The organism is Enterococcus sp. AMC2644, assembly GCF_058216475.1.
This window is the reverse complement of the sequence record NZ_CM177095.1, coordinates 1,040,365-1,050,000: the sequence shown is the minus strand read 5'-3', so window position 1 is coordinate 1,050,000 and position 9,636 is coordinate 1,040,365. Positions and strand designations below refer to the sequence as shown.

General features: G+C 36.2%; 11 protein-coding genes, 2 rRNA genes and 1 other annotated feature (1 of these 14 only partly in view). Of the genes, 11 read left to right on the top strand and 2 right to left on the bottom strand.

What is annotated here, in order from left to right:
- Both AC4BC5_RS05090 and rrf read left to right on the top strand, forming a co-directional pair.
- Positions 1 to 64 (top strand): 23S ribosomal RNA (locus AC4BC5_RS05090) (it extends 2,850 nt beyond the left edge of the window).
- A gap of 81 nt (positions 65 to 145) precedes the next feature.
- Positions 146 to 261 (top strand): 5S ribosomal RNA (gene rrf / locus AC4BC5_RS05085).
- A gap of 126 nt (positions 262 to 387) precedes the next feature.
- Here rrf and AC4BC5_RS05080 read toward each other — a convergent pair.
- Complete coding sequence (locus AC4BC5_RS05080) at positions 388 to 873, bottom strand: cupin domain-containing protein (RefSeq protein WP_490497090.1); 486 nt, start codon at positions 871 to 873, stop codon at positions 388 to 390.
- Between the two features lie 130 nt (positions 874 to 1,003).
- Here AC4BC5_RS05080 and msrB point away from each other — a divergent pair, with 130 nt between their 5' ends.
- From msrB to AC4BC5_RS05040, 8 genes are all read left to right on the top strand, one after another.
- Positions 1,004 to 1,441, top strand: a complete 438-nt coding sequence (gene msrB / locus AC4BC5_RS05075; protein ID WP_490497089.1) for a peptide-methionine (R)-S-oxide reductase MsrB — start codon at positions 1,004 to 1,006, stop codon at positions 1,439 to 1,441.
- Between the two features lie 96 nt (positions 1,442 to 1,537).
- Positions 1,538 to 2,143, top strand: coding sequence for a Holliday junction branch migration protein RuvA (gene ruvA / locus AC4BC5_RS05070; RefSeq protein ID WP_490497088.1), 606 nt, complete (start codon positions 1,538 to 1,540; stop codon positions 2,141 to 2,143).
- Between the two features lie 10 nt (positions 2,144 to 2,153).
- The gene (gene ruvB / locus AC4BC5_RS05065; protein ID WP_490497087.1) at positions 2,154 to 3,152 is read left to right on the top strand and encodes a Holliday junction branch migration DNA helicase RuvB; all 999 of its coding nucleotides are present in this window, start codon (positions 2,154 to 2,156) and stop codon (positions 3,150 to 3,152) included.
- Positions 3,153 to 3,166: 14 nt separating this feature from the next.
- Positions 3,167 to 3,736 (top strand): TetR/AcrR family transcriptional regulator, encoded by a 570-nt coding sequence (locus AC4BC5_RS05060; RefSeq protein ID WP_490497086.1) that lies wholly within the window; start codon positions 3,167 to 3,169, stop codon positions 3,734 to 3,736.
- Positions 3,737 to 3,740: 4 nt separating this feature from the next.
- Complete coding sequence (locus tag AC4BC5_RS05055; RefSeq protein ID WP_490497085.1) at positions 3,741 to 4,208, top strand: low molecular weight protein-tyrosine-phosphatase; 468 nt, start codon at positions 3,741 to 3,743, stop codon at positions 4,206 to 4,208.
- A 368-nt stretch (positions 4,209 to 4,576) separates the two neighbouring features.
- Positions 4,577 to 5,911: a H2O-forming NADH oxidase gene (gene nox, locus AC4BC5_RS05050; RefSeq protein WP_490497084.1), complete on the top strand. Its 1,335-nt coding sequence runs from the start codon at positions 4,577 to 4,579 to the stop codon at positions 5,909 to 5,911.
- A gap of 149 nt (positions 5,912 to 6,060) precedes the next feature.
- Positions 6,061 to 6,846: a carbon-nitrogen family hydrolase gene (locus AC4BC5_RS05045; RefSeq protein WP_490497083.1), complete on the top strand. Its 786-nt coding sequence runs from the start codon at positions 6,061 to 6,063 to the stop codon at positions 6,844 to 6,846.
- 11 nt (positions 6,847 to 6,857) lie between these two features.
- The gene (locus AC4BC5_RS05040) at positions 6,858 to 8,024 is read left to right on the top strand and encodes a pyridoxal phosphate-dependent aminotransferase (protein ID WP_490497082.1); all 1,167 of its coding nucleotides are present in this window, start codon (positions 6,858 to 6,860) and stop codon (positions 8,022 to 8,024) included.
- A 25-nt stretch (positions 8,025 to 8,049) separates the two neighbouring features.
- Here AC4BC5_RS05040 and AC4BC5_RS05035 read toward each other — a convergent pair whose 3' ends face one another.
- Positions 8,050 to 8,838 (bottom strand): nucleotidyltransferase domain-containing protein, encoded by a 789-nt coding sequence (locus AC4BC5_RS05035; RefSeq protein ID WP_490497081.1) that lies wholly within the window; start codon positions 8,836 to 8,838, stop codon positions 8,050 to 8,052.
- Positions 8,839 to 8,936: 98 nt separating this feature from the next.
- Positions 8,937 to 9,063: a sequence feature (ribosomal protein L20 leader region), on the top strand.
- Between the two features lie 40 nt (positions 9,064 to 9,103).
- On the opposite strand from AC4BC5_RS05035, the gene infC reads away from it, so the two are divergent.
- The gene (infC, locus tag AC4BC5_RS05030) at positions 9,104 to 9,625 is read left to right on the top strand and encodes a translation initiation factor IF-3 (RefSeq protein ID WP_016176001.1); all 522 of its coding nucleotides are present in this window, start codon (positions 9,104 to 9,106) and stop codon (positions 9,623 to 9,625) included.
- Positions 9,626 to 9,636: the final 11 nt, after the last annotated feature.

Genomic DNA, 9,636 nt, shown 5'->3' with positions numbered 1-9,636 from the left:
TCAGAAGTGGAAGTGCAGTGATGTACGGAGCGGACTGATACTAATCGATCGAGGACTTAACCAAAAGAAAAAATTGAATTCAAGGTTGATTTGACCTTTACTTTAAATCCAGTTTTGAATGAACAACGTTCATTCAATTAAATAGTGTGGTGGCGATAGCGAGAAGGATACACCTGTTCCCATGCCGAACACAGAAGTTAAGCTTCTTAGCGCCGATTGTAGTTGGGGGTTGCCCCCTGTGAGAGTAGGACGTCGCCACGCAATATCATTTGATGAGACTATAGTAGTCATTCCATTTTAGAATGTCTACCATAGTCTTTTTTGTTTTTTAAAAAAATTTTTTCAAATTAAAAAATCACTGCTCTAGAAGAACAGTGATACAATAGGTTAAATAGTCTCATATGCTAGTTTTTTAATGATTATTTCATGTTGAGGATAATCTTCTAACAGTTCATTTTGTGTAAATAGTTCAAAGTCTTGATAATCAAAACCTGGAGCGACAACACAGCTAACTAAAGCAAATCCATTTTCTACACTGGAACCAAAAATAGTATTTTTAGGAACTGTATAAGATAATCTTTCGCCTAAATGAGGATGTTTGCCTAATGCGATGGCTTCATAATGTCCATTTGGAAAAATGCAGTGAACGGTCAAGGTTTCTCCTTCATGATAAAACCACGTTTCATCTGATTGTAATCGATGAAAATGAGAAGGACTATCGGTATTGAGTAAAAATAAGATCGAAGTATAAAGTGGGCGTGGCCCATTGGTAGTTACAATTGTTTGCTCGCTGCTATCTGTTTGTTTGAAGTAACCACCTTCTTCATGAGGCATTAATTGTAATTGTTGAATCCAGTGTTCTGCTGTTTGCATTTGAGTGGAGTTAAAACTCCATCACCTTCCTTTCTATATTACATAAAGTCATTATACACTGATAAGCAAATAAATAGACAAATGAATTGAAGCAGAGGAAAATGAGAAGAAAAGTAAGGTGGTTGAAATAATGACAGAACATTCAAAAAAAGAACTGAAGAAAAAATTATCACCTATTGAGTTTGCCGTCACCCAAGAGAATGCAACTGAGCGTCCTTTTACAGGGGAATATGATAATTTTTATGAAAAAGGAATCTACGTAGATGTAGTAAGCGGGGAGCCACTTTTTGTTTCTAGTGATAAATTTGATGCGGGGTGTGGCTGGCCATCGTTTTCACGCCCAATTGTTACTACAGAGATTCAAGAAAAAAAGGATTATGAATTAATTTATCCACGTGTAGAAGTTCGGAGTAAGAAAGCTGATTCACACTTAGGTCATGTATTTACTGATGGGCCAGAAGAGTTAGGTGGATTACGATATTGCATTAATTCTGCTGCATTAAAGTTTATTCCATATGATGAAATGATAGAAAAAGGTTATGAGGAATATCAACAGTACGTAAAATAAAGATGGAAACAGATAGCAAATAGGTTATCTGTTTTTTTTATATCCTTTTCATTTTATGATACAATAAAGGGAACATATGTACAGAAAGGAAAAGTTATGTACGAGTATATTATTGGGAAAGTTGCGGCAATTCATCCCGCATATATTGTAATTGAAACGAATGGTATTGGGTTCCAAATTGCTTCAGGAAATCCTTATCGTTATAGTAGCAAAATGGATCAAGAAGTAAAACTATTTGTTCATCAAGTGATTCGTGAAGATGCGCATACTTTATATGGCTTTAATAGTTTAGAGGAAAAGCAATTATTTTTACGCTTAATTAGCGTATCAGGTATTGGCCCCAAAAGTGGTTTAGCGATTATGGCAAATAATGACCATGAAGGACTAATCGCTGCAATTGAATCAGGAGACATTACATATTTAACAAAGTTTCCTGGGGTAGGTAAAAAAACAGCCCAGCAATTGATTCTTGATTTAAAAGGAAAGCTTGGAGAACTTGCAGGAGAGCTTACAGGGGAATTACCAATGGAATTATTCACTACTTCAGATAACGCAGCGTTAGAAGAAGCCATGGCAGCTTTACAAGCATTGGGATATAGTGAAAGGGAAACAAAAAAAGTCCATAAACAATTATTACAAGAACCAATTCAGTCAACGGATGAATATTTACGAGCTGGATTAAAATTAATGATGAAAAAATAAGGAGAAACGTATGACTGATCGAATGATTTCGCCAAATACGAATCAAGAGGATGATTTTCTTGAAAGAACACTACGTCCGCAGTATTTTGCACAATATATTGGGCAAGATAAAGTAAAACAAGAATTAAATATCTATATACAAGCGGCCAAATATCGTGAAGAATCATTAGACCATGTGTTACTTTACGGACCTCCCGGATTGGGAAAAACAACAATGGCAATGGTAATTGCCAATGAAATGGGTGTTAATATTCGCACAACAAGTGGCCCAACAATTGAAAAGCCAGGAGATTTAGTAGCTACTTTAAATGAGTTAGAGCCCGGAGATGTTTTGTTTGTTGATGAGATTCATCGTTTACCACGGGTAGTAGAAGAAATGTTATATTCAGCAATGGAAGATTTTTATATAGATATCATGGTAGGGCAAGGAACAACTGCTCATCCAGTACATTTTCCATTGCCGCCATTTACTTTAATTGGCGCAACAACTCGCGCAGGAATGCTTTCAGCACCATTGCGAGATCGATTTGGAATCATTTCACATATGCAGTATTATGAAGAAGCTGATTTAAAGGAAATTGTTCAACGTTCTGCAGAAATTTTTCAAACGGAAATTGTTGAAGAAGGTGCAATTGAAATAGCACGCCGTTCTAGAGGGACACCACGAATTGCTAATCGCTTGTTGAAACGTGTGCGTGATTTTGCTCAAGTTCAAGCGAATGGAGTCATTGATCAAAAAATTGCTGATAAGGCGTTATCTTTGCTCCAAGTAGATAGTGCAGGGTTAGATTTAATTGACCAAAAATTAATTAAAACGATGATTGAGTTATATAGTGGTGGGCCAGTTGGGTTAAGCACGTTATCGGTAAATATCGGAGAAGAACGAGAAACCGTAGAAGATATGTATGAACCTTATTTGATTCAAAAAGGTTTTTTAAAACGAACATCACGTGGAAGAGTAGCCACGCTTTTAGCATATGAACATTTTGGTTACTCTTATCAAGAATAGAAGTGAGGAAGACAATGGCAGAGGGCAAAAAAACTAAAGCTGCGATTGCTGCAGCTTATATTCAGTTATGTGAGGAAAAAGAATGGGCAAAAATCAGTGTCCAAGATATTGCTGCGCGTACCGGTATTAATCGTCAAACCTTTTATTATCATTTTCCAGATAAAAAAGCATTGTTGCAATGGGTTTATTTGAATGATTCATTAAGATATCTATCAGCTGATGAGGTTTCTTTAGACAATTGGGAAGAGCAGGCATTAAAAATGTTGAAAACAATGCAAGAAAAAAAAGTGTTTTACCAGAATACTTTGAAAGGTGAACGCGATATTTTAATGAACGAATTTTTTCGGGTTGTTCAAGAAATTTTTAATCAGCTGTTCCGACAAGCAGATGAAGAACAAATATTATCTACTCAAGATATTCAATTTTATAGTCGCTTTTTTTCTTTTGGATGTAGCGGTATTTTAGAAGCCTGGATTCGTGGGAACTTTCAAGAGACACCGTTAGAAATTGCTACACAACTCTTACGTTTGGCACAAGATATCGAGGTTTATTCGTATCGAATTTATCAAAGAAATGAGGAGTAAATGAATGACGAAAGTTTTATTTGTATGTTTAGGAAATATTTGTCGTTCACCGATGGCAGAAGGATTAATGCGTAAATATAGTGTAGAACATCAGTTAGGTTTAGTTGTCGATTCAGCTGCCACGAGTTGTTGGGAAGTTGGCAATCCGGTTTATCCGGTAACACAAAAAATTTTACGTAAAGAAAATATTGATTATTCAAAGATGTTTTCACGACAAATCAAATTGGCAGACTTTGAACTATTTGATTGGATTATTGGTATGGATCACAATAATATAGAAGATCTGCTAGCGATGGCACCACAAAAGTACCAACATAAAATCCATTTGTATCAAGAAGTCGTACCAGAGAAAGAAGATCAAGCTATTCCAGATCCTTGGTATACAGGTGATTTTGAGCAGACTTATCGCTTAATAAAGGCAGGGTTACCTTTGTGGGCTGAACAGTTTGAATCAAATAAAAGGGCTGACTAAAAAGTTAGTCCTTTATTTGATTCAATTATTGTTTTACGAAAATGAAATAAATTTATCACACTTTTTTCACACTTACTGGTTATAGTATAAACATACCAACAAACAACCCTAACAAAACACTTTTTCATTTTTACTCCTTACCTGTCAGTCCCCGCTGACAGGTTCTTTTTTTGTTTAAAATAATATAATTTGCAAGATATCTGTTTCACAATGTATAAAGTTATAAAAAAATATCAATGAAAAATAGACTGATATAATAAGTTTTTGCCAGAAAAATGTCATTTTTTTTACTTGTGCAAAAAAAAGTGATAGTTTCTTAATTCACAATCTAGCTATAATAAGCTTGTAAATTAAAGGAGGAACTTTCAATGACAAAAACAGTAATTATTGGATCGAATCACGCAGGTATTGCTGCTGGGAACGTTCTATTAGATAGATTTGAAAATCAAGAAGTTGTAATGATTGAGCGTAATAGCAATTTTAGCTATTTAAGTTGTGGAACGGCTTTATGGGTTGGTCGTCAAATCGATAGCGTTGATGGGTTATTTTATACAAATCGCGATGACTTTGAAGCAAAAGGTGCAAAAGTTTATTTGGAAACAACCGTTGATCGTATTGATTTTGCGAAGAAAGAAGTTCATTGTGTTACTGCTGCTGGTGAAGAAATTGTCGAAACGTACGATAAGCTTGTTTTAGCAACGGGTTCTGTCCCTATTTCACCAAAAGTACCAGGGCGTGAACTAAAAAATATTACTTTTATGAAAAAATTCCAGGAAGGTCAATTTATTGATAACTTGTTAGCTTCAGATGAAATCCAAAATGTTGCCGTTATTGGTGCTGGATATATTGGTGTTGAAATGGCTGAAGCAGCGAAACGTCGTGGCAAAAATGTTTTATTATTTGATGCTGAAGATCGTTCATTACCAAGTTATTATGACCGTGAGTTTACAGATGCAATGGATAAAAACTTAGCAGATCACGATATTGAACTACATTTAGGTGAACTAGTTCAAGAATACAAAGGAACTGACAAAGTGGAAGCTGTTGTGACAGCGAAAGGTGAATATCCAGTTGATGCAGTTATCAATGCTATCGGTTTCTTACCAAATAACGAATTGGCTAAAGACCATTTAGATTTATTTAAAAATGGTGCTTACGTAGTTGATCGTCACCAACAAACAAGTGATCCTGATGTATATGCGGTTGGGGATTGTGCGACAGTTTATTCAAATGCTTTACAAGATACAGCGTATATTGCATTAGCTACAAATGCTGTCCGTACTGGAATGGTAGCTGGTGAAAATATCGGCGGTAATGCACTTCAATCTCCTGGCGTACAAGGATCAAATGGAATTTCAATCTTTGGTTACAATATGGTTTCAACCGGGTATTCAGTAGCAGCAGCGAAACGTTTTGGCTTAGATGTGAAATATACTGATTTTGAAGACACACAAAAACCAGAATTTATGAAGCATAATGACACTGTAAAAATTCGTATTGTTTACGATGCAACAACACGTCGCATTGTCGGTGCTCAAATGGCGTCAACTACTTCAGAGATTTCAATGGCAATTCATATGTTCTCACTAGCAATTGAACGTGGGGTAACCATTGATGAACTAGCATTATTAGACTTGTTCTTCTTGCCACATTTCAACCAACCATATAACTATATTAATAAAGCAGCCTTAGCAGCTGAATAAAATAAGGAAACGACAATCGCTCAAAGATTGTCGTTTTTTTCAAGTGATTGAAAAAAAATATCGGTAAAGTAATTGACTTCTGAAAATTCTGACGATATGATTGCTCCATTAAAATATCATTTATTAAACATTAAGAGGGGTGTGGAAAGATGTCGAAATTATCAATTGTGTTACTTCAATTAGATGTAATCTTTGGAAGTCCAGAAGCAAATCGCCAAAAAGTCAGTGAGTGGTTTGCTAAAGCAAAACTTCAACCAAATGACTTAGTTTTATTGCCAGAGTTATGGGATACGGGATATGATTTGACACGATTATCTGAAATTGCCGATCAGGAAGGAAACACAGCGCAGGTCTTTTTGTCAAAATTAGCAAAAAAATATCAAGTATTTATTTCTGGCGGCTCTATTGCACGCCAGACAGGTGATAAGGTATTTAATACAACCTATATTGTTGCCCCAACAGGAGAGATTCGCGCACAATATGATAAAGTCCATTTGTTTCGCTTAATGGAAGAAGAAAAATTTTTACATGCGGGTAAACAATTAACGCAAACAACGATTGCTGATTTTTCAGCAGCTCCTTTTATTTGCTATGATTTGCGTTTTCCGGAATGGTTTCGTAAAAGTGCACAACAAGGGACAGATTTATTGCTACTTTCTGCTCAGTGGCCAACGCCACGAATTGAACATTGGGAAAAATTAGTTCAAGCGAGAGCGATTGAAAATCAATGTTTTGTTGTAGCGGTGAATCGTGTGGGAAAAGATCCCAATAATCAATTTGGCGGACATTCTTTAGTCGTCGATTCTTTAGGCAATATATTGCTAGAACTAGATGACACAGAAACAATTGGACGGGTGACTATTGATCACAAAGAAGTGCTACAAACACGTGGACAAATACCTGTTTTTGAAGACCGACGCACGGATTTATATTGAGGGGGGAAAAAATGATACAGCAATCGAAAATACTAAAAGAATTACCAACGCAATTTTTTGCCAATTTAGTCCAACAAGTAAATAAGGAAGTTGCAGAAGGAAAGGATGTAATTAATTTAGGGCAGGGAAATCCAGATCAACCAACGCCACCAGGGATTATTCATGCTGTCCAGAAAGCTGTTGAGAATCCATTAAATCATAAATACTCACAATTTAGAGGAAATCATTTTTTTAAACAAGCAGCAGCAGATTTCTATTTGGAACATTATGGTGTAACGCTTGATCCTGACACAGAAATTGCTGTTATGGGTGGTTCAAAAATTGGCTTAGTGGAATTACCATTAGCATTATTAAACCCAGGAGATTGTATTTTGTTACCTGATCCAGGTTATCCAGATTATTTATCCGGAGTTGTTTTTGCACAAATAGTAAAAGAATTTTTGCCTTTATTACCAGAAAATGGGTATTTGCCTGATTACAGTAATTTGGATGAAGAAATATTGAAGAAAGCTAAGTTGCTCTTTTTGAATTACCCCAATAATCCTACTGGAGCACAGGCAAATGCGGATTTTTTTGATCAAACAGTAGCGTTTGCAAAAGAAAACGATATTGCGGTAGTGCATGATTTTGCTTATGGTGCATTAGGGAGTGAAGAAGAACCGCCGATTAGCTTTTTACAGAGTGACGGAGCGAAAGAAGTTGGTATAGAATTATATACGTTGTCTAAGACGTATAATATGGCAGGCTGGCGCGTGGCTTTTGCGGCTGGGAATGCTGACATTATCGAGGCGATTAATATCATTCAAGACCATTTATTTGTAGGATTATTTCCCGCTTTACAAGAAGCTGGAGTCCATGCTCTTAAAAGTAATGAAGGAGTAGCTGAATTGGTTGCTTTATATAATCGTCGTCGGAAAGCTTTTGTCGAAGCAGCTGCCCAAATCGGTTGGCAAGCGTATCCTTCTACAGGTGCTTTTTATGCGTGGATGCCAGTACCAAAAGGTTATACGAGTAGCTCATTTGCTGAGTTCTTATTGAATGAAGTTGCGGTAGCAGTCGCGCCAGGAAGCGGTTTTGGCGATGGTGGTGAAGGCTATGTGCGCGTGGGATTATTAGTTGAAGAAGAGCGATTAGAAGAAGCAGTTGCCCGAATTTCCACGTTGAATTTAACTTTTTAAAAATAGACGGTAGCGATGCTACCGTCTATTTAACGAGTGATGTGACTTTTTGGTAGTGCACAGAGTCAAAGCAAAGTGTTTGATTTACAGAAAGTTTTCTCAATGCAGTTTGCGTGACAGCTATTAATGTATTAATAAAATCAAGTGGTTCTAAAACTAAAAGCTGCTGAACAGTGTTCTTTTGTGTATCTGTTAACTGGGATCGCAAGCCTTCATACTTGCTCCAATCACCTAAATTGTTTGGTTGATGTCCTTGTTCCATATACCAAAAAGAAATTAAGCAATGCAATAACATGAAACGACATGTTTGTGCGTAGATTGTTTCATGGCGTTTTGATCGACGATAAAATTCATGGAGATTTGCATAATATTTCATTAAAAAGAAATCCAGTTCGGCTTGAGTTGGTAGATAGGCTTGTTTTTGTGAAGCGACTTTTAGCTCTTGTAGCTTGTGTTGCTCCTCTTTTAGAATCTGAATGTTGGCAAACCACGGACTAGGTTGCAATTCTTCTAGGAAATAGACAAAGATATCTAATTTAATAAAAGAAGAAAAATGAACCACTGCATAAAAAGGCATTTGTGTTTCAATAAATAGAAGAGGGGCTAATTTTTTGAGAAATGTCTTCAAAAATTGTTCTTTGTCTACTGTTGGTGAGAGAACAATCCGAAAATCAATATCAGAATAGGCATCAGGGTTTCCCGTTGCTAGCGAACCACCAAGGAAAATTCCTTGCACAGAAGTTTGTTTTTCAGCTAAGGTTTGGACATGTTTTAGTAACTTAGTACGAGCATCAATAAGTGATTTTTCATTCATACGAAAGCAACTCCTTTTTAAATAATGATACCACAAAAGAAAATTATGGTTTATCCATTGACAGTCTATGGAAAATTTGATATGATGTAAAAGTTGAGAAATGAAAGCAGAAGCACCCGCTTCTCGCCTGAGTGAATAAATTGCTGGGCAGAATAGGATTCCGACTAATTGATTAGCTGGGGTACGCGCGGGTTCTTGTAGAAGAACTCGTTTTTTTATTGCCATAATGGTAATTCTTTCTTTCTCTCAAATAACTTGGAGGTGAATGACCATAGCTAAAGATATGATGGTAAATGACGGCATTCGTGCAAGAGAACTACGCTTGATTGATCAAAATGGTGAACAATTAGGAGTTAAATCTAAAGCAGAAGCATTAAGTATTGCTGAGAGAGCAAATCTAGATGTAGTATTAGTGGCTCCCAATGCAAAACCACCAGTTGCGCGAATTATGGACTACGGTAAATATCGTTTTGAACAACAGAAAAAAGAACGTGAAGCCCGTAAGAAGCAAAAAGTAATTAACATTAAAGAAGTACGCTTAAGTCCAACGATCGACGTAAATGATTTCAATACTAAATTGCGTAATGCACGAAAATTCTTAGAAAAAGGCGATAAAGTGAAAGCTTCTATCCGTTTCAAAGGACGTGCCATTACCCATAAAGAGATTGGTCAAAGAGTTCTAGATCGTTTAGCAGAAGAGACTACTGATATTGCAACAGTAGAACAAAAAGCGAAAATGGATGGACGAAGCATGTTCTTAGTGCTTGCACCTAAAAACGAAAAATAAAACTGATTAAC

Bases quoted from the DNA above. Each gene is read 5' to 3' on its own strand.
- AC4BC5_RS05080 (WP_490497090.1), bottom strand. From the start codon at position 873: ATGCAAACAGCAGAACACTGGATTCAACAATTACAATTAATGCCTCAT.
- msrB (WP_490497089.1), top strand. From the start codon at position 1,004: ATGACAGAACATTCAAAAAAAGAACTGAAGAAAAAATTATCACCTATT.
- ruvA (WP_490497088.1), top strand. From the start codon at position 1,538: ATGTACGAGTATATTATTGGGAAAGTTGCGGCAATTCATCCCGCATAT.
- ruvB (WP_490497087.1), top strand. From the start codon at position 2,154: ATGACTGATCGAATGATTTCGCCAAATACGAATCAAGAGGATGATTTT.
- AC4BC5_RS05060 (WP_490497086.1), top strand. From the start codon at position 3,167: ATGGCAGAGGGCAAAAAAACTAAAGCTGCGATTGCTGCAGCTTATATT.
- AC4BC5_RS05055 (WP_490497085.1), top strand. From the start codon at position 3,741: ATGACGAAAGTTTTATTTGTATGTTTAGGAAATATTTGTCGTTCACCG.
- nox (WP_490497084.1), top strand. From the start codon at position 4,577: ATGACAAAAACAGTAATTATTGGATCGAATCACGCAGGTATTGCTGCT.
- AC4BC5_RS05045 (WP_490497083.1), top strand. From the start codon at position 6,061: ATGTCGAAATTATCAATTGTGTTACTTCAATTAGATGTAATCTTTGGA.
- AC4BC5_RS05040 (WP_490497082.1), top strand. From the start codon at position 6,858: ATGATACAGCAATCGAAAATACTAAAAGAATTACCAACGCAATTTTTT.
- AC4BC5_RS05035 (WP_490497081.1), bottom strand. From the start codon at position 8,838: ATGAATGAAAAATCACTTATTGATGCTCGTACTAAGTTACTAAAACAT.
- infC (WP_016176001.1), top strand. From the start codon at position 9,104: ATGACCATAGCTAAAGATATGATGGTAAATGACGGCATTCGTGCAAGA.